General features: G+C 56.1%; 24 protein-coding genes and 1 other annotated feature. Of the genes, 9 read left to right on the top strand and 15 right to left on the bottom strand.

Going from position 1 to position 20673, the window contains the following annotated elements; genetic code table 11:
- Positions 1–79 precede the first annotated feature (79 nt).
- From USG84_RS03710 to USG84_RS03690, 5 genes are read left to right on the top strand one after another with little or no spacing between them, the layout of a single operon-like run.
- Positions 80–787: a CoA transferase subunit A gene (locus USG84_RS03710; RefSeq protein ID WP_151413230.1), complete on the top strand. Its 708-nt coding sequence runs from the start codon at positions 80–82 to the stop codon at positions 785–787.
- Positions 788–789: 2 nt separating this feature from the next.
- Positions 790–1446 carry a CoA transferase subunit B gene (locus USG84_RS03705; protein WP_151413229.1) on the top strand — a complete coding sequence of 219 codons (657 nt, stop codon included), beginning with the start codon at positions 790–792 and terminating at the stop codon, positions 1444–1446.
- Positions 1447–1455: 9 nt separating this feature from the next.
- Positions 1456–2637, top strand: a complete 1182-nt coding sequence (locus USG84_RS03700) for an acetyl-CoA C-acetyltransferase (RefSeq protein ID WP_151413228.1) — start codon at positions 1456–1458, stop codon at positions 2635–2637.
- A 44-nt stretch (positions 2638–2681) separates the two neighbouring features.
- On the top strand, positions 2682–4073 hold the full coding sequence (locus USG84_RS03695; RefSeq protein WP_151413227.1) for a GntP family permease: 1392 nt from the start codon (positions 2682–2684) through the stop codon (positions 4071–4073).
- A gap of 10 nt (positions 4074–4083) precedes the next feature.
- Positions 4084–4854 carry a 3-hydroxybutyrate dehydrogenase gene (locus tag USG84_RS03690; protein WP_253541633.1) on the top strand — a complete coding sequence of 257 codons (771 nt, stop codon included), beginning with the start codon at positions 4084–4086 and terminating at the stop codon, positions 4852–4854.
- Between the two features lie 43 nt (positions 4855–4897).
- Here the strand turns inward: USG84_RS03690 and selO are convergent, their stop codons facing one another.
- The 14 genes from selO to thrS form a co-directional block, all read right to left on the bottom strand.
- Positions 4898–6340, bottom strand: coding sequence for a protein adenylyltransferase SelO (gene selO, locus USG84_RS03685; RefSeq protein WP_151413225.1), 1443 nt, complete (start codon positions 6338–6340; stop codon positions 4898–4900).
- A 61-nt stretch (positions 6341–6401) separates the two neighbouring features.
- Entirely contained in the window at positions 6402–7118 is a 717-nt protein-coding gene (locus USG84_RS03680) for an EAL domain-containing protein (RefSeq protein WP_028012821.1), read from the bottom strand.
- Between the two features lie 291 nt (positions 7119–7409).
- Positions 7410–7874 (bottom strand): NlpC/P60 family protein, encoded by a 465-nt coding sequence (locus USG84_RS03675; protein ID WP_061098488.1) that lies wholly within the window; start codon positions 7872–7874, stop codon positions 7410–7412.
- A gap of 74 nt (positions 7875–7948) precedes the next feature.
- The gene (gene btuD / locus USG84_RS03670) at positions 7949–8704 is read right to left on the bottom strand and encodes a vitamin B12 ABC transporter ATP-binding protein BtuD (protein ID WP_151413224.1); all 756 of its coding nucleotides are present in this window, start codon (positions 8702–8704) and stop codon (positions 7949–7951) included.
- Complete coding sequence (locus tag USG84_RS03665; protein ID WP_061098490.1) at positions 8704–9255, bottom strand: glutathione peroxidase; 552 nt, start codon at positions 9253–9255, stop codon at positions 8704–8706. Before USG84_RS03665 ends, btuD begins: the two co-directional genes overlap by 1 nt.
- Before the next feature lie 22 nt (positions 9256–9277).
- On the bottom strand, positions 9278–10258 hold the full coding sequence (gene btuC / locus USG84_RS03660) for a vitamin B12 ABC transporter permease BtuC (RefSeq protein ID WP_151413223.1): 981 nt from the start codon (positions 10256–10258) through the stop codon (positions 9278–9280).
- 102 nt (positions 10259–10360) lie between these two features.
- On the bottom strand, positions 10361–10660 hold the full coding sequence (gene ihfA / locus USG84_RS03655; RefSeq protein ID WP_003857805.1) for an integration host factor subunit alpha: 300 nt from the start codon (positions 10658–10660) through the stop codon (positions 10361–10363).
- 4 nt (positions 10661–10664) lie between these two features.
- Positions 10665–13052 carry a phenylalanine--tRNA ligase subunit beta gene (pheT, locus tag USG84_RS03650; protein WP_061098492.1) on the bottom strand — a complete coding sequence of 796 codons (2388 nt, stop codon included), beginning with the start codon at positions 13050–13052 and terminating at the stop codon, positions 10665–10667.
- A gap of 15 nt (positions 13053–13067) precedes the next feature.
- Positions 13068–14051, bottom strand: a complete 984-nt coding sequence (gene pheS, locus USG84_RS03645; protein WP_020884406.1) for a phenylalanine--tRNA ligase subunit alpha — start codon at positions 14049–14051, stop codon at positions 13068–13070.
- Positions 14052–14113: 62 nt separating this feature from the next.
- Positions 14114–14238, bottom strand: a sequence feature (Phe leader region).
- The gene (gene pheM / locus USG84_RS03640; RefSeq protein ID WP_001386830.1) at positions 14189–14233 is read right to left on the bottom strand and encodes a pheST operon leader peptide PheM; all 45 of its coding nucleotides are present in this window, start codon (positions 14231–14233) and stop codon (positions 14189–14191) included. Its footprint overlaps the feature before it by 45 nt.
- 117 nt (positions 14239–14355) lie before the next feature.
- Complete coding sequence (gene rplT, locus USG84_RS03635; protein WP_000124850.1) at positions 14356–14712, bottom strand: 50S ribosomal protein L20; 357 nt, start codon at positions 14710–14712, stop codon at positions 14356–14358.
- Between the two features lie 50 nt (positions 14713–14762).
- Positions 14763–14960 carry a 50S ribosomal protein L35 gene (gene rpmI / locus USG84_RS03630; protein WP_003030583.1) on the bottom strand — a complete coding sequence of 66 codons (198 nt, stop codon included), beginning with the start codon at positions 14958–14960 and terminating at the stop codon, positions 14763–14765.
- A 97-nt stretch (positions 14961–15057) separates the two neighbouring features.
- Complete coding sequence (gene infC / locus USG84_RS03625; protein WP_023616141.1) at positions 15058–15600, bottom strand: translation initiation factor IF-3; 543 nt, start codon at positions 15598–15600, stop codon at positions 15058–15060.
- 3 nt (positions 15601–15603) lie between these two features.
- Positions 15604–17532: a threonine--tRNA ligase gene (thrS, locus tag USG84_RS03620; protein WP_028012814.1), complete on the bottom strand. Its 1929-nt coding sequence runs from the start codon at positions 17530–17532 to the stop codon at positions 15604–15606.
- A gap of 322 nt (positions 17533–17854) precedes the next feature.
- Here thrS and yncL point away from each other — a divergent pair, with 322 nt between their 5' ends.
- Both yncL and yniD read left to right on the top strand, forming a co-directional pair.
- Entirely contained in the window at positions 17855–17947 is a 93-nt protein-coding gene (gene yncL, locus USG84_RS03615; RefSeq protein WP_071886547.1) for a stress response membrane protein YncL, read from the top strand.
- 97 nt (positions 17948–18044) lie between these two features.
- Positions 18045–18152 (top strand): small membrane protein YniD, encoded by a 108-nt coding sequence (gene yniD, locus USG84_RS03610; RefSeq protein WP_088205299.1) that lies wholly within the window; start codon positions 18045–18047, stop codon positions 18150–18152.
- A gap of 116 nt (positions 18153–18268) precedes the next feature.
- On the opposite strand, the gene USG84_RS03605 is transcribed toward yniD, so the two are convergent.
- A complete protein-coding gene (locus USG84_RS03605) occupies positions 18269–19027 on the bottom strand; it encodes a YdiY family protein (RefSeq protein ID WP_028012813.1) in 759 nt (252 codons plus the stop codon).
- Between the two features lie 296 nt (positions 19028–19323).
- Between USG84_RS03605 and pfkB the strand changes: the two genes are divergently transcribed.
- Positions 19324–20256: a 6-phosphofructokinase II gene (pfkB, locus tag USG84_RS03600; protein ID WP_041910452.1), complete on the top strand. Its 933-nt coding sequence runs from the start codon at positions 19324–19326 to the stop codon at positions 20254–20256.
- A gap of 102 nt (positions 20257–20358) precedes the next feature.
- Positions 20359–20649 (top strand): type V toxin-antitoxin system endoribonuclease antitoxin GhoS, encoded by a 291-nt coding sequence (gene ghoS, locus USG84_RS03595; RefSeq protein ID WP_151413221.1) that lies wholly within the window; start codon positions 20359–20361, stop codon positions 20647–20649.
- Positions 20650–20673: the final 24 nt, after the last annotated feature.

Genomic DNA, 20673 nt, shown 5'->3' with positions numbered 1-20673 from the left:
TGAGTGGGTCACAAATTCAAAATTAACAAATGAGTCGCCGCCCCTAATGATACCGGCACGGTTAACGGGAGGGATGACTATGGCAGGACTGGATAAGCGCGTTGGCAGCTATGCGCAGGCGCTGGATGGGCTGACGGACGGAATGACCTTGCTGGCGGGCGGCTTCGGCCTGTGCGGCATTCCGGAGAACCTGATTGCGGAGGTCCGACGCCGTCAGGTGAGAGATTTGACCGTGGTGTCAAACAACTGCGGCGTGGACGGTTTCGGTCTGGGGATACTGCTCGAAACGCGGCAGGTTCGCAAAGTGGTGGCCTCTTACGTCGGCGAGAACGCGCTGTTTGAGCAGCAGGTGCTGAGCGGCGAGCTGGAGATTGAGCTCACCCCGCAGGGCACGCTGGCGGAAAAGGTGCGCGCGGGCGGGGCCGGTATTCCGGCGTTTTACACGGCCACCGGCTACGGCACGCCCGTGGCGGCCGGCAAGGACGTGCGCCAGTTTGCAGGCAAGCACTGCATCCTCGAGGAGGCGATCGTCGGCGATTTCGCGCTGATCAAGGGCTGGAAAGCGGACTGGTACGGCAACGTCATCTATCGCCATACCGCGCAAAACTTTAATCCGCTGATGGCAACGGCGGGCCGGATCACGGTGGTGGAGGTGGAAGAGATTGTTCCGCCGGGTGAACTGCCGCCGTCGGCCATTCACACTCCGGGAATTTACGTCGACAGGCTGATTGTCGGCCAGTTTGAAAAACGCATTGAGCAGCGCACCCTGCGCGCGCAAGGAGTGTGACGATGTTAACCCGTGAACAGATGGCCATGCGCGTCGCCCGCGAGTTGCGCGACGGTTTTTACGTCAACCTGGGGATCGGCATCCCTACCCTGGTGGCGAACTACATCCCGGACGGGATGGACGTGATGCTTCAGTCGGAAAACGGCCTGCTGGGGATGGGGGCTTTTCCTGACGAGCAGAGCCTCGACGCCGACATGATCAACGCCGGTAAACAGACCGTGACCGCGCGGATCGGCGCAGCCATTTTCGACTCGGCCCAGTCGTTTGCCATGATCCGCGGCGGCCATGTGGACCTGACCGTGCTGGGCGCGTTTGAAGTGGACGTGGAGGGCAATATCGCCTCGTGGATGATCCCCGGAAAGATGGTGAAGGGTATGGGCGGCGCGATGGATCTCGTTGCCGGGGCGCAGAACATCATCGTGGTGATGACCCACGCCTCAAAGAGCGGTGAGTCAAAGCTGCTGCCGCGCTGCACGCTGCCGCTCACGGGCGCGGGCTGTATCCGTCGGGTCCTGACCGATCTCGCGCTGCTGGAAATCCAGGACGGCGCGTTCATCCTGCGGGAATACGCCCCGGGCGTCAGTATTGACGAGATCGTGCGTAAAACGGCAGGGAAAATCATTGTGGCGGACGACGTGCGCGAGATGCGCTTCAACTGAGGGGTCAGCATGAACAAGGTCATGATTGTCGGGGCAACGCGAACCCCCATCGGCAGTTTTCGCGGATCGCTCTCGCCCCTTTCTGCGGTTGAGCTGGGGGCCGTCACGGCACGGCACCTGCTGGAGAACAGCGGTATCAGCGCAGAGCAGGTAGACGAACTGATTTTCGGACAGGTGCTGACGGCCGGATGTGGGCAAAACTCCGCCCGCCAGACGGCCATCGGCGCCGGATTGCCCGTCAGCACGCCGGCGACCACCGTCAACCTAGTGTGCGGCGCGGGCTTAAAAGCGGTGCAGCTCGCCGCCCAGGCGATCCGCTGCGGCGACGCGGAGGTGGTTATCGCCGGCGGTCAGGAGAGCATGAGCAACGCCCCGTATCTGCTGGACGGCGCGCGTGCCGGGCTGCGTTTCGGGCATGCGGGCCTCAAGGACAGCATGATTACCGACGGCCTGTGGGACGCATTCAACGATTACCACATGGGGATCACCGCTGAAAACGTCGCTCGCGAGTATGGCATTTCCCGCGAGCAGCAGGACGCCTTCGCCGCCCGCTCGCAGCAAAAAGCGGCCTCCGCCATCGAAGCGGGTCGCTTCGACGCCGAGATAGCGCCGGTGACGGTGAAACAGGGTAAAAAGCCGCCGCTGGTTATCAGCCGTGACGAACAGCCCCGACCGGGCACCACCGCAGAGCAGCTTGCGCAGCTGCGCCCCGCCTTTTTGCACGAGGAAGGTACCGTCACGGCGGGGAATGCCTCCACGCTCAACGACGGTGCCGCCGCGGTGCTGCTGATGAACGAGGAAAAGGCGCGGGAGAGCGGATTGCCTGTTCTTGGCCGCATCGTGAGTTACGCCGTGACGGGCGTTGACCCGTCGGTGATGGGCATGGGCCCGGTCAGCGCCTGCCGGACGGCGCTGGCGCGGGCGGGCTGGACGCTCGACGAGGTGGACCTCATTGAAGCTAATGAAGCCTTTGCCGCCCAGGCGCTGGCGGTGGGCCAGCAGCTCGGCTGGGACGAGCGCAGGGTAAACGTTAACGGCGGCGCCATCGCCCTGGGCCATCCGATTGGGGCTTCCGGCTGCCGCATTCTCGTGACCCTGCTGTACGAAATGCAGCGCCGTGACGTCAAAAAAGGGCTCGTCACCCTGTGCGTAGGCGGCGGACAAGGCATTGCCCTGACCGTCGAGCGTTAAACCTCTCGTTGGTACCCGAATAATAATTAAAGTGAGGAGTCGTAATGAGTGTGTTAATAGCCCTGGCGGCGCTGGCACTGCTGATGCTGGCGGCCTACCGCGGATACAGCGTTATTTTGTTTGCGCCGATCGCAGCGCTCGGTGCCGTGCTGCTGACCGATCCGGGTGCCGTCGGCCCGACGTTTACCGGCCTGTTTATGGAAAAGATGGTGGGCTTCGTCAAGCTCTACTTCCCGGTGTTCCTGCTGGGGGCGGTGTTTGGCAAGCTGATTGAGCTTTCCGGTTTTTCACGCTCCATCGTCGCCGCCGCGATCCAGATCCTCGGGCGTCGACACGCCATCCCGGTGATTGTCCTGGTGTGTGCGCTGTTAACCTACGGCGGCGTTTCGCTGTTCGTGGTGGCGTTTGCGGTGTACCCGTTTGCCGCCGAGCTGTTTCGCCAGAGCGGCATCCCCAAGCGGCTGATCCCGGCCACCGTGGCGCTTGGGGCATTCTCGTTTACCATGGACGCCCTGCCCGGCACGCCGCAGATCCAGAATATCATCCCTACCAGCTTCTTTGGCACGAACGCCTGGGCGGCCCCGTGGCTGGGGCTTATCGGCTCTCTGTTTATTATCGTCTTTGGCCTGCTCTGGCTGGAGCGCCAGCGTCGGAAGGCGCTCAATAACAATGAAGGTTACGGCACGGATCTGAAAAATGAACCCGAGACACCGGATAACATTAATCTCCCGCATCCGCTGATTGCTATCTCCCCGCTGCTGGTGGTAGGCATACTGAACCTGCTGTTTACCCGCCGGATCCCCGGCTGGTACGGCGTGAGTCACGAATTAACCCTGCCCGGCCTGGCGAAACCGATTGTGACCGAGGTGGGCAAGATCACCGCCATCTGGGCCGTGGAGGCGGCGCTGATCGCCGGTATCGTGCTGGTGCTGTTTTTTGGCTTTCGCAATATTCGGGGGCGTCTGGCTGAAGGCAGCCGGACGGCGGTGAGCGGAGCCATTCTGGCGGCGATGAATACCGCCTCGGAATACGGTTTCGGCGCGGTTATCGCGGCGCTGCCTGGGTTCCTGGTGTTATCCAAAGCGCTGGCGGCCATTCCGAATCCGCTGCTGAATGAGGCCATCAGCGTGACCGTCCTCGCGGGGATCACCGGTTCGGCTTCCGGCGGAATGAGCATCGCCCTTGCGGCGATGGCCGATACCTTTGTTGCTGCCGCCCATGCGGCCAATATTCCGCTTGAGGTGCTGCACCGCGTGGCCTCGATGGCGAGCGGCGGGATGGATACCCTTCCCCATAACGGCGCGGTGATTACCCTGCTGGCTATCACCGGCCTGAGCCATCGCCAGGCCTACGGCGGCATTTTCGCTATCACCATCATTAAAAGTCTGGCAGTGCTTTTTGTCATTGCCGTGTTCTATCTGACCGGCATTGTGTAAGGAGAGAAGAATGAATCTGAACGGTAAAACCGCTCTGGTAACCGGCTCGACCAGCGGCATTGGCCTGGGGATCGCCCGCGTGCTGGCGAAGGCGGGCGCGCAGCTGATCCTCAACGGCTTCGGCGACAGCGCATCGGCACGGGAAGAGATTGCGCAACTGGGCAAAAAGCCGGGCTATCACGATGCGGATCTGCGGGACGTACTGCAGATTGAGGCCATGATGCGCTACGCCGAATCGCAGTTTGGCGGCGTGGACATTCTTGTGAACAACGCCGGGATCCAGCACGTGGCCCCGGTTGACGCCTTTCCGGTGGAGAAATGGAACGACATTATCGCCATTAACCTTTCCGCGGTGTTTCACACCAGCCGGCTGGCGCTGCCGGCCATGCGGGAGAAAAACTGGGGGCGCGTCATCAATATCGCCTCCGTTCACGGGCTGGTCGCGTCGAAAGAGAAATCGGCCTACGTAGCGGCGAAGCACGGCGTGGTGGGCTTTACCAAATCCCTGGCGCTGGAAACCGCCCGCACGGGGATTACCGCCAATACTATTTGCCCCGGCTGGGTACTGACCCCGCTGGTGCAGCAGCAAATCGACAAGCGTATCGCAGATGGCGTACCGCCGGAGCAGGCCCGCGAACAGCTTCTGGCGGAGAAACAGCCCTCAGGGGAGTTTGTTACCCCGGAACAGCTGGGCGAGCTGGCGCTGTTTTTGTGCAGCGACGGCGCCGTGAACGTTCGCGGCGCCGCGTGGAATATGGATGGCGGCTGGGTTGCTCAGTGATGAACAGGCCGGATAAGGCAACGCCGCCGCCCGGCCAACATCTCTAGCTTGAGCAGCTGACTTCCAGCCGCTTGCCCCAGTCGGGCGGGCGGCTGACGTAGTCATCATCCCGGTCGGCAAACGGCGTGCGCAACGCCAGATGCAGCCGGTGTAACTCGTCGTACTCGCCCTGCTCTGCCTGCTCAATCGCCCGCTGCGCCAGCCAGTTGCGTAATACCATCGCGGGATTCGCTGCGTTCATCTGCGCCTGACGGGTAGCGTCGTCTACCTGCTCCTGCTGCAGCCGCGTGCGGTACTGTGCAAACCAGTCGTCAAACGCCTGACGGTCAATAAACTCGTCGCGCAGCGGCGAGGCGGCGCTGTGCTGCTCCGTCTGGCCCAGCATGCGGAAGGTGCGGGTGTAATCGCTTCCCTCACGCGCCATCAGGGCAAACAGGCCGTTGAGAATGTCATTGTCGCCCTTCTCCTGGGTCATCAGCCCCAGCTTGTTACGCATCAGCGTGCCGTACTCCCGCAGCAAAAGCTCCTGATAGCTGTCGAGCGCATCGTTCAGGGCATCAACGTCAATAAACGGCGATAAGGTCTGTGCAAGCCGCTGGAGATTCCACAGCCCAACCGCGGGCTGATTATCAAAGCTGTAACGCCCCTGATAGTCGGAATGGTTGCAGATATACCCCGGCTGATAATCGTCCAGGAAACCAAACGGACCGTAATCAAAGGTCAGGCCGAGAATCGACATGTTGTCCGTGTTCATGACCCCGTGAGCAAAGCCTACCGTTTGCCAGCGCGCAATCATCGTGGCGGTACGGGCAACCACGTCCCGGAACCAGAGAACGTATTTATCCGCCTCATCCTGCAGATGCGCCCAGTGGTGGCGAATGGCGAAGTCCGCGAGCTGGCGAACCTTGTCCGGCTCGCGGCGATAGTAAAAGTGCTCAAAATGACCAAAGCGCAGATGGCTTTGCGCAATGCGCATCAGCATCGCCCCCTTTTCCACCGTTTCGCGCGCCACCGGCGTGTCGCTGGTGACAATCGACAGCGCGCGGGTGGTGGGAATACCCAGCGCATGCATCGCTTCGGATGCCAGACTTTCGCGTATTGTTGAACGCAATACCGCGCGCCCGTCGCCCATGCGTGAATATGGGGTAAGGCCTGCGCCTTTCAGATGCCAGTCAACTGTCTCCCCGTTGGGAAGCCGTTGTTCGCCGAGCAGGATCCCCCTGCCGTCACCCAGCTGCCCCGCCCAGACGCCAAACTGGTGCCCGCTATAGACCTGAGCCAGAGGCTGCATGCCGGGGAGAAGCGTCTCGCCTCCCCAGACGCCAGCGCTCTCTGAACGCTGAAACAGATCGGGCGGAATGGCCAGCTCATCGGCCAGCCGATCGTTATGCCAGATAAGACGTGAATTATGTAACGGTGTTGGTTTGAGTGCGGTGTAAAAGCCAGGCAACTCGTCATGCCAGTGAGCAGTAAAAGACAGGGTCATAAGTCCTCCTGCTTTTAGTGTAGAGGGTTTACCCGGACTTAAACACGGGCGAAAGGCAGGGTTATCGCTGCTGAACGAGCGTCGTGACGTGCTCCGCCGAGACGGCTGGCCAGAGCGCGCCCTGCATGGCACCAAAATTGAAGGACAGGACGCGCTGCAGCAGGCCGTGGTCGTCAATGCCGGAGACGATCACCGACTGGCAGTGCGGGGTTATTTGCCAGAGGATCGCGCGCATAAAAGGCTCGAAAGAAAGCTCTGAAGCACGCTGCTGGATGAATCCTTTATCAAGAATAACCCGTTTAAATAATCCATCATAGACGGCCTTGAGCGATGCCGCACCGGCACCAAAGTTTGCCAGCACCAGCGGAAAATGGATTGCCATTCTTGCCAGTTGCAGATCGTCCTTTCCGTTATTTAAACCTGGATAGTTCTCATTAACAGTAAACTCAAGAAACGGATAACGCTCAAGAATTGAAACAGCATTCCCATTACTTAATAAAAACTCAACAATTGCTGGTGTAATATTGATCCATGCAATTAACTGATGCTGAATAAAAAACAGTTTACAGGTATCAAGCAATTGCAGTTTTTCGTTAAACAGCGCTAACTCCTCTGCTGCTGAAAGCCGAGGGATAACGAGCTCGGTGGGGATCCTCACATCGGTGCCGACGCCAGTAAAGTTAACCAGTATTTCTAAACCTTTTAGCTCGCCTGCGCTATTACGGGCAGGCAGAAGCATCAGTTCAGACTGGTAAGCATTATCTAGCGTAATAATCATTGCACTCGCCCCGCATTAAAGATGAGAGAGGACATCCTGGAGCAATTGCTGACACAATTCCACTGTCTTGATTTTAATAAGTTTAATTTCATTAGTTCCGTATTAATTTTCAGATTTATCCCTGAATCTAAAATAATCTTATCCTGGTTACTGAATAATAGCCAGTTTTAGATAAAACAGACACATAAGGATGTTGCTAATTTAGGTAAATTTAACTTTAATCAGCTTATTTGAGAAAAACGGCATGGCTTAATAGTTACCATGCCGACATAAGAATCGTGTACGGGCAGTCTAAATACGTCGCGCCTGCCAGAAATTTTTACGCCAGTACACGTTATCAAGAGAAGAGCGCATCACGCCGCGACTGGTAGAGGCGTGAATAAACTGGTTGTCTGTATCATATATCCCAACATGGAGGCCGCTTTCTCCCGAGCCGGTTTTGAAAAAGACCAGGTCACCGGGCAGGAGATCGTCTTTATCAATTTCAGTGCCTATTTCCGCCTGTTTGCGCGTGTCTCGCGGAAGCTGTAAATCAAACTTGTCACGAAACGTCATCAGCACAAAGCCTGAGCAGTCCACCCCGCCGCGGCTCATGCCGCCGTAGCGATAAGGCGTGCCGCGCCAGTTGCTCAGCTGATCGTTAAGGCTGGCAATGACGGTGATAGAATCTGATAGCCGCGGATTAGGCGGCGGTGCACGATGGCTGCTGCATCCAGCAAGAAAGAGTGCCGCCACAAGGAGAAACCAGAATCGCATTTTCAGACGAATCCTCTGCTTTTATTGTTCTTTCGGTAATTTAGCGTGCAATTGTGTCAACAGGCAAGAAACGGTTACTCCAGCCCGGTAGAAATCAGCATCTTATGCCCCTCTATATCCAGCCTGCGGAACGACATGTTGTAGGCACGGGCGAGATTGGGCGGCGTCAGGACCCGATCCCGCGTACCGCTGGCGACCATCCTGCCGTGCGACAGGAGCCACACGCGATGGGCGTGACGTAACGTATGGTTAAGATCGTGGCTGCTCATCACTACGGCGATACCTTTCCTGCTCAGCGCGCTTAGCAGGCTATCCAGCGCCGCCTGCTGGGCAACATCCAGACCGCTCATCGGTTCATCCAGCAGCAGCATCCTCCCGTGAGGATTGCCTGCGGGATGGATCTGCAGAATGACCGCCGCCAGACGCACCCGCTGCCATTCCCCCCCGGAAAGCTGGCTGGCATGCCGGGAGAGTTTATCTTCCAGCCCTAACGCCGCAGCCACCTCCTCCAGCAGTGCCGTATGCTGTTTGTCGTGCAGATGCAGCATCAGATAATGCCAGACCGGCATCGCAAAAGGCGGTACCTGCTGCTGCACCAGGTAGCTGCGCCGATGTGCCAGCGAGGCGGGTGACCAGTCGACCAAAGCCTGTTCCAGCAGAGTAATCTGCCCTGGCCCGGTGGTCAGCCCCGCCATCCGCGCCAGCAGCGTGCTTTTACCCGCGCCGTTTGGCCCGACGAGATGCAGGATTTCCCCCGAACTGATGTCGCAGGTTATCGGCTCCAGACGCCCCTTCTCGGCGACGTCCGTGAGCTGCATCAGCAGCGTCATTATTTCGCCAGCGCCAGCTTAATAGATTCCATGAGGATCGGATCCTCAGGCGTCATATCAGGCGAAAAACGCTGAACGACCTGGCCGTCACGACCAATCAGGAATTTTTCGAAGTTCCACAGAATGTCGTCCGGATAGAGCGGCGCGCGGCCTTTGCTGGCCATACGCTCGTAAAAACCGCTCTCTTCCGGCGCAACGGCCTTCGGCGCGGCAGCAATCAGCTTCGCATACAGCGGATGGCGGTCTTCACCGTTGACGTCAATTTTGCTGAACATCGGGAACGTCACGCCATAGGTGGTGCTGCAGAAGGTTTTAATCTCTTCTTCGCTGCCCGGCTCCTGGCCCAGGAACTGGTTGCACGGGAAGCCCAGCACGGTAAAACCGTCTTTCTCCCAGGCCTTATGAATATTCTCCAGCTGCTCGTACTGCGGCGTCAGGCCGCATTTCGATGCCACGTTGACGATGAGCAACACCTTGCCTTTGTAGCCTTCCAGCGTGGTGTTATCCCCATCAATGGTGGTCACTTCGGTATTCAGGATATCTGACTGCATAGCATTTCCTCAGGTTATCGATTTAACGTCCAGCTTTTAATATTAGCCAGATAAAGACTGGCGCGCCCAGCGTAGCGGTCACCACGCCAACAGGCAATTCTGCGGCCGTCAGGGCGAGACGGGCGATGATATCGGCCACCAGCAGCGTGGCAGCCCCGGCAACCGCCGAGGCCGGAAGCAAGGTTCGATGATCCGTGAAGCCGCACAGACGCAGCATGTGCGGAATGACCAGCCCGATAAAGCCAATCGCCCCCGCCAGGGCCACGCTGACGCCCACCAGCCAGCCAATGGCAATGACCAGTACGTTACGCCAGAAACCAATCGGCATGCCGAGCTGGCGGGCAGAGATTTCCCCCAGCGCGAGCCGATTCAGCGGCTGGGCCTGCAGCGCAGCCCACGCGATGACCGGCACCAGCAGCGCCATTAGCCAGCCCTGCTGCCAGTCAACGCCGCCAAAGCCGCCCATCATCCAGTACATGAGCTGGCGCAGGTCAAAGGAGGTCGAGAAGTAGACTGCCCAGGTCATCAGCGCGCTACAGATGATCCCCAGCGCAACGCCGGCAAGCAGCAGCCGGCTGGTCGACAGGTGCCGTCTGGCGAAGCGAAGAAGAATGACGGTGATCAGCAGTGCGCCAAGAATGGCGCTCAGGCTAATACTCCAGCCGGAGAGTTCTCCCCCGCCCAGCATCACCGCCGCAATCAGCCCGACGCCTGCACCGTTCGACACTCCGAGCAGGCCGGGCTCCGCCAGCGGGTTTTCGAACAGCGCCTGCATAATGGTGCCAGACAGCGCCAGCGCGGCGCCGACCAGGATCACCGCAACGGTGCGCGGCAGGCGAATTTGCCAGACGAAGAGCTGCCCGTCAGGCCCCAGCCAGCGTTCAGGCCCGATCCAGCTGTCGCCCGCGCAGAGGCTGATACCCGCGGCAAGAATAAGCAGCAGCACCAGCAGAAGCAGGCGACGCCGGTCGGAACGGTGCTGGCGATGAGCATAATCAAGCATGTGTACGGTTTGTTAGCGAGTGATGTAATTGATTTTACGGCGGGTTTGCCGGAGAGCGCAAAGAAAAAAGGCCGCGTGGGCGGCCTTTTTGGTTAGTTCATATTACTCTGCTTTAGGCGTTGCGTTTTCGACGCGGCTCTTTAACTTCTGGCCGGGTCTGAAGGTCACCACGCGGCGGGCTGTAATGGGAATATCTTCCCCCGTCTTCGGGTTACGGCCCGGACGTTGGTTTTTGTCTCGCAAATCAAAATTGCCAAAACCGGAGAGTTTTACCTGCTCACCATTTTCCAGAGCACGACGGATCTCTTCGAAAAACAGCTCTACCAGCTCTTTGGCATCCCGTTTGCTAAGCCCAAGCTTATCAAACAGATATTCTGACATTTCAGCTTTTGTAAGCGCCATAGGTTCAATCCCTCAATGATGCCTGGAATCGCTCTTTTAATGCCTCTACACATTTGGCGACGGTAGCGGCAATCTCCTCTTCTTCGAGTGTACGGCTGGTATCCTGAAGGATAAGGCTGATAGCGAGGCTCTTGAAACCTTCTGCTACGCCCTTGCCGCGGTACACGTCAAATAAGTTTACGCCAACTACCTGATTTACGCCAACTTTCTTACATTCGGCCAAAATATCTGCTGCAGGCACGTTTTCAGCGACCACAACCGCGATATCACGGCGGTTCGCCGGGAAGCGGGAGACGTCCTGCGCCTGAGGAATGACGCGGTCTGCAACCGGGCTCCACTCCAGCTCGAACACGATGGTACGGCCGTTCAGGTCCAGCTTACGCTCCAGCTCAGGGTGAACAACCCCAATGAAACCAACGCGTTTGCCGTCTAAATAAATCGCCGCGCTCTGGCCTGGATGAAGCGCAGGAATCGCTTCCGCGCGGAATTCAATTTCAGATAATTTACCGGTCAGATCCAGAATCGCTTCCAGATCGCCCTTCATATCGTAGAAATCAACCGTGCCTTTTGCCAGGTCCCAGTGCTCTTCGTAGCGGTTACCGCTGATGGCGCCAGCCAGCATGAGATCCTGACGGATGCCTAAATTTGCCTGATTATCCGGCACAAAGCGCAAACCGCTTTCGAAAATGCGCACGCGGTTTTGCTGACGGTTCTGGTTGTAAACGATAGTCCCCAGCAGGCCCGTCCACAGGGAGAGACGCATCGCGGACATTTCGCTGGAGATTGGGCTTGGCAGGATCAGCGCTTCCTGACCCGGGTGGATCAGCTGCTGCAGCTTAGGATCAACGAAGCTGTAAGTGATCACTTCCTGGTAGCCTTTGTCGTTCAGCATGGTTTTCACACGCTTCAGGGACAGGTCGGCTTCACGGTGGGTGCCCATAACCAGACCCGCCTGCACTGGCTCGTCAGGGATGTTGTTGTAGCCGTAGACGCGGGCCACTTCTTCCACCAGATCTTCTTCGATCTCCATGTCGAAACGCCAGGATGGCGCAACGGCTTTCCACTCGTCCTGGCCTTCGGTCACTTCGCAGCCCAGGCGCGTCAGGATGTCGGTCACCTGCGCATCCGGAACGTGGTGGCCAATCAGGCGATCCAGCTTGCTGCGGCGCAGGGTGATGGTGGCACGCTTCGGCAGGGTCGCTTCGTTGGTGACGTCGATAACCGGGCCCGCTTCGCCGCCGCAGATGTCGATCAGCAGGCGGGTTGCACGCTCCATCGCTTTGTACTGCAGCGCCGGGTCAACGCCGCGCTCGTAGCGGTGAGACGCGTCGGTGTGCAGGCCGTGACGGCGCGCGCGGCCGGTGATGGAGAGCGGGCTGAAGAACGCACATTCCAGCAGGACGTTTTGCGTTTCGTCGTTGACGCCAGAGTGTTCGCCGCCAAAGATACCGCCCATCGCCAGCGCTTTGCCGTGGTCAGCAATCACCAGAGTGTCGGCGTTCAGTTTGGCTTCAGTGCCGTCCAGCAGCACCAGGGTTTCCCCCTCTTTCGCCATGCGCACAACGATGCCGCCATCGATACGATCTTTATCGAACGCGTGCATCGGCTGGCCCAGCTCCAGCAGAACGTAGTTGGTCACATCAACCACGGCGTCGATTGAGCGGATACCGCAGCGGCGCAGCTTCTCTTTCATCCACAGCGGGGTTGGCGCTTTAACGTTAATGCCTTTTACCACGCGACCGAGGTAGCGCGGGCAGGCGTCTGCAGCGTCAACCTGAATCGGCAGCACGTCGCTGATGGTCGCTTCAACCGGCACAATCTCCGGCGCGTTGAGTTCGGTCTGGTTCAGCACGGCCACGTCGCGGGCCACGCCGATAATGCCTAAGCAGTCCGCACGGTTTGGCGTAACGCTGATTTCGATGGTGTTGTCATCGAGCGTCAGGTATTCACGGATATCGGTGCCGACTGGCGCATCCAGCGGCAGCTCAATGATGCCGTTGTGATCGTCGGAAATACCCAGCTCGGAGAAGGAGCACAGCATGCCTTCAGACGGCTCGCCGCGCAGCTTGGCCGCTTTAATTTTGAAATCACCCGGCAGCACGGCACCGACGGTCGCCACGGCCACCTTCAGGCCCTGACGGCAGTTTGGCGCACCGCAGACGATGTCCAGCAGGCGGTCACCGCCAACGTTCACTTTTGTCACGCGCAGTTTGTCAGCATTAGGGTGCTGGCCGCACTCGACCACTTCACCCACCACGACGCCGTTGAAGGCACCTGAAACCGGCTCAACGCCGTCAACTTCCAGGCCCGCCATGGTGATCTGGTTGGAAAGCGCTTCGCTGTCCAGCGTGGTGTTCACCCACTCGCGTAACCACAGTTCACTGAATTTCATTGTTCTGTCCTGCCCTTATTTAAACTGTTTGAGGAAACGCAGATCGTTTTCGAAGAATGCACGTAAGTCGGTCACGCCGTAGCGCAGCATGGTCAGACGCTCCATGCCCATGCCGAACGCAAAGCCGGAGTAAACTTCCGGATCGATACCCACGTTGCGCAGTACGTTTGGATGCACCATGCCGCAGCCCAGCACTTCCAGCCATTTGCCGTTTTTACCCATCACGTCAACTTCCGCAGACGGTTCAGTGAACGGGAAGTAGGACGGGCGGAAACGAACCTGCAAATCTTCCTCAAAGAAGTTGTTCAGGAAATCGTGCAGCGTGCCCTTCAGGTTGGTGAAGCTGATGTTTTTATCAACAATCAGCCCTTCCATCTGGTGGAACATTGGGGTGTGGGTCTGATCGTAGTCGTTACGATAGACGCGGCCCGGCGCGATGATGCGGATTGGCGGTTCCTGTTCCTTCATGGTACGGATCTGAACGCCAGAGGTCTGGGTACGCAGCAGACGCGTCGCGTCAAACCAGAAAGTGTCGTGGTCAGCGCGTGCCGGATGATGGCCAGGAATGTTCAGGGCGTCGAAGTTGTGGTAATCATCTTCGATTTCCGGGCCAGTCGCCACGGTAAAGCCGAGCTCACCGAAGAAACTTTCAATACGATCGATAGTACGGGTAACCGGATGCAGACCGCCGTTTTCGATACGGCGACCCGGCAGAGAAACGTCGATGGTTTCTGCGGCCAGACGCGCATTCAGTACCGCGCTCTCCAGCTCGGCCTTACGTGCGTTCAGCGCCTGCTGAACCTGCTCTTTGGCTTCGTTAATCACCGCACCCGCTGCCGGGCGTTCTTCTGGCGGCAGTTCACGCAGGGTTGTCATTTGAAGGGTCAGGTGCCCTTTCTTCCCAAGATATTCGACGCGGACATTGTCTAACGCGGCAACATCTGAGGCCTGATTAATGGCGGCTGTTGCACTGGCAACCAGCTCTGCGAGATGTGACATGATTTTCCTCATTATGTCGGTGCAGACACCGATTTGGTGGAGTTATTCTCTCAAATTCAGGCACAAAAAAAGCCTCCATCGGGAGGCTTATCTGGCGCTGTTTTTCGTTTCATCTTTCACGCGCTAGCCTCCTGGAGTCAGGTGCTAAAGTAAAAGAAGAAGCGGAAAATAGCAGCATTCATGCTTGCGTTACCTTGTCTGGTAAAAACCGTTAAGACCTTATTGAAAAGCCTGCACGGGTAAAAGTCAATGTTCTGATGACGTTAAAACAAAAGAGGGAGCAAAGCTCCCTCTCTCAACTGGCTTATGCCAGTGCTGCTTTCGCTTTTTCGACCAGAGCGGTGAACGCTACTTTGTCGAATACTGCGATGTCAGCCAGGATCTTACGGTCGATTTCAACAGAGGCTTTTTTCAGGCCGTTGATGAATTTGCTGTAAGAAATACCGTTCTGACGTGCTGCTGCGTTGATACGCGCAATCCACAGTTGACGGAACTGACGCTTACGCTGACGACGGTCACGGTAAGCGTACTGACCTGCTTTGATAACAGCCTGGAAGGCAACGCGGTATACGCGTGAACGCGCACCGTAGTAGCCTTTAGCTTGTTTCAAAATTTTCTTGTGACGTGCACGTGCAATTACACCACGTTTTACGCGAGCCATATGTGCTCTCCTGTATCTATATTCTTAGTAAAAAATTAAACGTTAACGGCTTATGCGTACGGCAGGCACGCGATAACCAGACCCAGATCGCCTTTAGAAACAAGGCCTTTTGGACGCAGGTGACGTTTACGCTTAGTAGATTTTTTGGTCAGAATATGACGCAGGTTTGCGTGCTTACGCTTAAATCCACCACCACCGGTTTTTTTGAAGCGCTTAGCAGCACCGCGTACGGTCTTAATTTTTGGCATCTTAATAACTTCCACTTCGCATTGTTAAATAAACGAAACATAGGCGAACAAAACCTATGAAACCCGAAGGCTCCACAGATTTTGCTACTTGAAGGCCTTACTGTTTCTTCTTAGGAGCGAGCACCATGATCATCTGGCGGCCTTCGATCTTCGTAGGGAAGGATTCGACTACTGCCAGTTCACTCAGATCGTCACGGACGCGGTTAAGCACTTCCATACCAATCTGTTGGTGGGCCATCTCACGACCGCGGAAACGCAGCGTGATCTTGGCCTTATCGCCATCTTCCAGAAAGCGAATCAGGCTGCGGAGTTTTACCTGATAATCGCCATCGTCGGTACCAGGACGGAATTTGATTTCCTTAACCTGGATAACTTTTTGCTTCTTCTTCTGTTCCTTAGAAGACTTACTCTTTTCATAAAGGAACTTGCCGTAGTCCATGATACGACAAACTGGCGGTTCGGCGTTAGGGCTGATTTCAACTAAATCTACTCCAGCTTCTTCAGCCTTTTCGATCGCTTCTCTCAGACTCACAATCCCCAGCTGCTCGCCTTCCAGACCTGTTAAGCGAACTTCCTGGGCGCGAATCTCGCCATTGATACGATTCGGACGTGCCGTTTGAACTCGTTTTCCGCCTTTAATACCTTATTCCTCCAGTTGTTGAAGACTGCGGCTGCGAATCTCTTGTTGCAGCTTCTCAATCACTTCACTTACGTCCAAGCTGCCCAGGTCTTTACCACGGCGGGTGCGAACGGCAACTTTGCCTGCTTCCACCTCTTTATCACCACAGACCAACATATACGGGACACGACGTAAAGTGTGCTCGCGGATTTTAAAGCCAATCTTCTCATTTCTCAAGTCTGCTTTTACGCGAATGCCCGCATTTTGTAGTTTCTGCGTCAATTCTTTAACGTAATCCGCCTGAGAATCGGTAATGTTCATCACCACGACCTGCACTGGCGCAAGCCAGGTTGGGAAGAAGCCCGCGAACTCTTCGGTCAGGATGCCGATGAAGCGCTCCAGAGAACCGAGAATGGCACGGTGAATCATGACCGGCACCTGACGCTCGTTGTCTTCGCCAACATAAGAGGCGCTTAAACGCTGCGGCAGGGAGAAGTCCAGCTGTACAGTACCGCACTGCCATGCGCGATCGAGGCAGTCATACAGGGTAAATTCAATTTTCGGACCGTAGAACGCGCCCTCACCCAGCTGGTATTCGAACGGAATACCGTTCTCTTCCAGCGCTACGGCGAGATCCGCTTCTGCGCGATCCCAGGTCTCATCGCTACCGATACGTTTTTCCGGACGCGTTGAGAGTTTGACTACGATCTTCTCGAAGCCAAAGGTGCTGTACATATCGTAGACCATACGAATACAGGCGTTAACTTCGTCACGAACCTGATCTTCAGTACAGAAGATATGCGCATCATCCTGAGTAAAGCCACGAACGCGCATCAGACCGTGCAGCGCACCTGATGGCTCGTTACGATGGCAGCTACCGAACTCCGCCATACGCAGCGGCAGGTCGCGGTAGGATTTCAGACCCTGGTTGAAGATCTGAACGTGGCCCGGGCAGTTCATTGGCTTGATGCAGTATTCACGGTTCTCAGACGAGGTGGTGAACATCGCATCTTTGTAGTTGTCCCAGTGGCCGGTTTTTTCCCACAGCACACGGTCCATCATGAACGGGCCTTTCACTTCCTGATACTGGTACTCTTTCAGCTTGGAGCGTACGAACGTTTCCAGTTCACGGAAGATGGTCCAGCCATCGTTATGCCAGAACACCATACCCGGCGCTTCTTCCTGCATGTGGTACAGGTCGAGCTGCTTACCGATTTTACGGTGGTCACGCTTCGCGGCCTCTTCCAGGCGCTGCAGGTACGCGTTCAGGGCTTTCTTATCAGCCCACGCGGTACCATAGATACGCTGCAACATCTTGTTGTTGCTGTCGCCACGCCAGTAGGCGCCGGCGATCTTCATCAGTTTGAAATGATGACAGAAGCGCATGTTCGGCACGTGCGGTCCACGGCACATGTCGACGTATTCTTCGTGATGATACAAGCCAGGCTTGTCATCATGAGCAATGTTTTCATCGAGAATAGAGACTTTATAGCTCTCGCCACGCTTGACGAAGGTTTCACGCGCTTCGTGCCAGCTGACTTTCTTCTTGATGACGTCATAGTTGGTTTCGGCGAGCTCGTGCATACGTTTTTCGAGCGCGTCGATATCTTCCTGGGTCAGGGTGTGGTCAAGATCAACGTCGTAGTAGAAACCGTTGTCGATAACCGGACCGATCGCCATTTTGGTGTTTGGCCACAGCTGCTTGATAGCATGACCCAACAGGTGCGCGCAGGAGTGACGAATGATCTCCAGACCTTCTTCGTCTTTCGCGGTGATGATCGCAAGCGTCGCATCGTTTTCAATCAGATCGGACGCATCAACCAGCTCACCGTTAACACGGCCGGCGATAGTCGCTTTCGCGAGGCCAGGACCGATGTCCAGGGCGACATCCATAGGGCTAACAGCGTGGTCGAAATGGCGTTGGCTGCCATCAGGAAGAGTAATTACAGGCATTTTATATCCTTATTTGCAGTGATGCCCCACACATAAGAGCATATACAAAGAAAATAATCGTGATTTGACAATAGATTACGACACCATCTGACCAACAATCGTCAAATTGGTTCGTGATCATGCACCTGCCGAATTCAGATTAATGCGGATTTACGGCAAGCGACGTAATGTTAACACTATCAGCAAGGAGATTGCACCCTCTGCAGCCAGATTGATGGGCTGGCACTTAGCGTGAATTTGCAGATTGCATCTCTCCGGCGCTCGCATTTCAGACATGCTGGGCTACTCTTGAACATGCCTTTTATATCAACAGGTGCATACCATGAATGTATCCAGTAGAACGGTTGTGATTTTGAACGTCCTTTCCGCAACAGGTTTATTGTTGATTCTCGCCGAACGATTCCACTGGTTCTGAGCCGAACCCTCGTTGGCATAACCCGATCGATCCCGGGAAGGCGCATCTTTTGGCCCCGTTTGATAGACTATGCGTATCAACGAACAAGGATTAGGTTATGCCAACAAAACGATTTGCCGTAAAACACTGGAAAATGGTGCTGGTGCTGGTTGCCATCTGCGGCGCAATGCTGTTATTTCGGTGGGCGGCAATGATTTGGGGCTAAGTAGACATATTAGCAGTCCAAATAAAAATTAATGCCGTTGCGCGTGATGAGAATTTATTGGCGCGGGTTAATCATAATAATGAAAACGGGCCGACACTAACATCGGCCCGCTATGATTACATTTTATAGCCCAGCGAAATCGTGGTTCTGCGATCGGTATGATCCGGTGCCGTTTCTGGCGGTGAAGAGTTCCAGGTCACGTTGTAGGCCAATTTCAAACCGAAGTGTTCATTGATAGCCACGTTCAACGCGCTTTCAGAGTTCAGCGTCGTATCCTCGGCACCAAACACAGAAACACCCTGCGTAAATTTAGTGTTGTCGGTCATCTGCCAGGCATACGTGCCGGAAGCATAGCCCAGCGGCTGGGTTTCATTTTCGCCATTGGTGTACTCGTCATAGCGGACACCAGGACCGAATTCGAAACGGAGGCTGTGTACCGGACCATTCAGGAACTGACGACCATAACCGGCGGTGAATACATCGCGCTGGCGATAGCCGTTGAAGCGGTCGGTTAACCAACTTGCCTGACCAAAGATGTAGTCATAGTCGGTCATGTTGTAACGGCTACGTCCACCTACCGCGTATTTCTCGGATGAGCGTTCATCGTTAGCGGACGTGTTGCTGGCATTTCCCCACAGCGACCATGCAGTGGTATTGCCGTACCAGGTCAGGGTGCTGTCCGCCGTCAGAGAAGAGCTTTTCGTGTTACCCGATTGCGCGAGATACCCGGCGTTCAGGTTACCTTCAAACGGTTTTTTGGCAGTGGAGGGATCGTCCATGACAGTAAAAACGGTGTCATCGGCGGCTGCATTCAGTGATGCAAAAACGCCACCCGCCAGCATCAGTGCTGCGGGTACTGTCTTCAAAAGCTTCATTTTATTTAAGGAGTCCGTACAACAAAAAAAGAGACCACCACGGTCTCGGAAACTTTCTTGAGGATCAATGACAAGGCGTCCAGAGAAAGGTAACAAATTATAAAAAGGCGCAAATAACATAGCAATATTTTCTTATTTCATTTTTTGAATAAGAACGATCTCAAAACGCGTTTTATTTTATATATCCCTCATCGCATTTATGTCAGCATTCATTTTTAAAATCATACTGTTATTTACATTGCCTTCCTGCCGATCGGTGCCAGGCTTAAAAGAACCCATGCTAAAAGGAGGTTATGATGGCTTCTATTTATACGCTGACGCTCTCCCCTTCCCTCGACTCCGCGACCATAACGCCGCAAATTTACCCCGAAGGTAAACTACGCTGTAGCGCACCCGTGTTTGAGCCGGGCGGTGGCGGGATCAACGTTGCGCGCGCGATTACTCACCTCGGCGGTAAAGCGACCGCCATTTTCCCGGCCGGCGGCGCCACGGGGGAGCATCTTGTTGCCCTGCTGGCCGATGAACAGGTTGCCGTGGATACTGTAGACGCCAAAGACTGGACCCGGCAGAACCTGCATGTCCACGTTGAGTCCAGCGGTGAACAGTATCGTTTCGTTATGCCGGGCGCCAGGCTGAGCGATGATGAGTTTCGTCAACTCGAAGAGAAGGTGCTGACCATTGAAAGCGGATCGCTGCTGGTCATCAGCGGTAGCCTGCCGCCGGGCGTCAAAACAGAAAAGCTGACAGCGCTGGTTGATGCCGTACTTCAGCGCGGCATCCGCTGCATTGTCGACAGTTCAGGCGAAGCCCTGCAGGCGGCATTAGAACCCGGACAGCTTGAGCTCGTTAAGCCTAACCAGAAAGAGCTGAGTGCGCTTGTTAATCGCGAACTTAGCCAGCCGGATGACGTGCGTACTGCCGCAGAAGAACTGGTTCGCAGCGGCAAAGCGCACCGCGTTGTCGTCTCTCTGGGTCCTCAGGGTGCGCTGGCCGTCGACAAGACGGGCTTTGTGCAGGTTGTGCCGCCCCCAATGAAGAGCCAGAGCACCGTCGGCGCAGGCGACAGTATGGTCGGCGCGATGGCGCTGAAGCTGGCGCAGGGCGCCTCACTTCTGGAGATGACGCGCTATGGCGTCGCGGCGGGGAGTGCCGCCACCATCAATCAGGGAACGCGCCTGTGTTCGCTTGCCGATACGCAGAAAATCGTCGATTACCTGTCACGAAGCTAACCAATATTCCCCCTCCTGACGGAGGGGGACACACGTCGAAGTCGCCAAATATGGCGTATCGACTATGCTAAAAAAACTTTCAGGATAACAACGAGGTGAATTATGAGCAGTGGTGATATCACCCGCTACGTCGTGACCATCGGCCTTCATGAAGCATCGCTTACCGAGCTTAATGAGCTCAACAACGCCTTTACACGGGCGAACTTCCTGCTCACGCTAACGGATGACGAAGGTCATATTCATGATTTAGGCACCCTGGCGTTTGGGCTGATCGCAGCCCTGAGTGAAGAAGAGGTGCATGCCCTGGCCGCCAGCCTGGTGGAAAGCGTGACCGACAAGCCTGCCGACATCACCGTGGAGACGTGGGAACGCTGGCAGAAAAAAGAACAATAAGTGCCCTGCATGAAATTAAACCGC

The sequence above is a fragment of the Enterobacter sp. 168J2 genome, from assembly GCF_034107265.1.
GTDB lineage: Bacteria > Pseudomonadota > Gammaproteobacteria > Enterobacterales > Enterobacteriaceae > Enterobacter > Enterobacter nematophilus.
Note: the sequence above shows the minus strand (reverse complement) of the source record. Positions and strands in the feature narration are given on the sequence as shown.

Bases quoted from the DNA above. Each gene is read 5' to 3' on its own strand.
- USG84_RS03690 (WP_253541633.1), top strand. From the start codon at position 4,084: ATGAATCTGAACGGTAAAACCGCTCTGGTAACCGGCTCGACCAGCGGC.
- btuD (WP_151413224.1), bottom strand. From the start codon at position 8,704: ATGACGCTGCTGATGCAGCTCACGGACGTCGCCGAGAAGGGGCGTCTG.
- thrS (WP_028012814.1), bottom strand. From the start codon at position 17,532: ATGCCTGTAATTACTCTTCCTGATGGCAGCCAACGCCATTTCGACCAC.
- btuC (WP_151413223.1), bottom strand. From the start codon at position 10,258: ATGCTTGATTATGCTCATCGCCAGCACCGTTCCGACCGGCGTCGCCTG.
- yncL (WP_071886547.1), top strand. From the start codon at position 17,855: ATGAATGTATCCAGTAGAACGGTTGTGATTTTGAACGTCCTTTCCGCA.
- yniD (WP_088205299.1), top strand. From the start codon at position 18,045: ATGCCAACAAAACGATTTGCCGTAAAACACTGGAAAATGGTGCTGGTG.
- ihfA (WP_003857805.1), bottom strand. From the start codon at position 10,660: ATGGCGCTTACAAAAGCTGAAATGTCAGAATATCTGTTTGATAAGCTT.
- USG84_RS03675 (WP_061098488.1), bottom strand. From the start codon at position 7,874: ATGCGATTCTGGTTTCTCCTTGTGGCGGCACTCTTTCTTGCTGGATGC.
- USG84_RS03710 (WP_151413230.1), top strand. From the start codon at position 80: ATGGCAGGACTGGATAAGCGCGTTGGCAGCTATGCGCAGGCGCTGGAT.
- USG84_RS03700 (WP_151413228.1), top strand. From the start codon at position 1,456: ATGAACAAGGTCATGATTGTCGGGGCAACGCGAACCCCCATCGGCAGT.
- USG84_RS03605 (WP_028012813.1), bottom strand. From the start codon at position 19,027: ATGAAGCTTTTGAAGACAGTACCCGCAGCACTGATGCTGGCGGGTGGC.
- pheT (WP_061098492.1), bottom strand. From the start codon at position 13,052: ATGAAATTCAGTGAACTGTGGTTACGCGAGTGGGTGAACACCACGCTG.
- selO (WP_151413225.1), bottom strand. From the start codon at position 6,340: ATGACCCTGTCTTTTACTGCTCACTGGCATGACGAGTTGCCTGGCTTT.
- ghoS (WP_151413221.1), top strand. From the start codon at position 20,359: ATGAGCAGTGGTGATATCACCCGCTACGTCGTGACCATCGGCCTTCAT.
- USG84_RS03695 (WP_151413227.1), top strand. From the start codon at position 2,682: ATGAGTGTGTTAATAGCCCTGGCGGCGCTGGCACTGCTGATGCTGGCG.
- rpmI (WP_003030583.1), bottom strand. From the start codon at position 14,960: ATGCCAAAAATTAAGACCGTACGCGGTGCTGCTAAGCGCTTCAAAAAA.
- pfkB (WP_041910452.1), top strand. From the start codon at position 19,324: ATGGCTTCTATTTATACGCTGACGCTCTCCCCTTCCCTCGACTCCGCG.
- USG84_RS03665 (WP_061098490.1), bottom strand. From the start codon at position 9,255: ATGCAGTCAGATATCCTGAATACCGAAGTGACCACCATTGATGGGGAT.
- rplT (WP_000124850.1), bottom strand. From the start codon at position 14,712: ATGGCTCGCGTAAAACGTGGTGTAATTGCACGTGCACGTCACAAGAAA.
- USG84_RS03680 (WP_028012821.1), bottom strand. From the start codon at position 7,118: ATGATTATTACGCTAGATAATGCTTACCAGTCTGAACTGATGCTTCTG.
- pheS (WP_020884406.1), bottom strand. From the start codon at position 14,051: ATGTCACATCTCGCAGAGCTGGTTGCCAGTGCAACAGCCGCCATTAAT.
- USG84_RS03705 (WP_151413229.1), top strand. From the start codon at position 790: ATGTTAACCCGTGAACAGATGGCCATGCGCGTCGCCCGCGAGTTGCGC.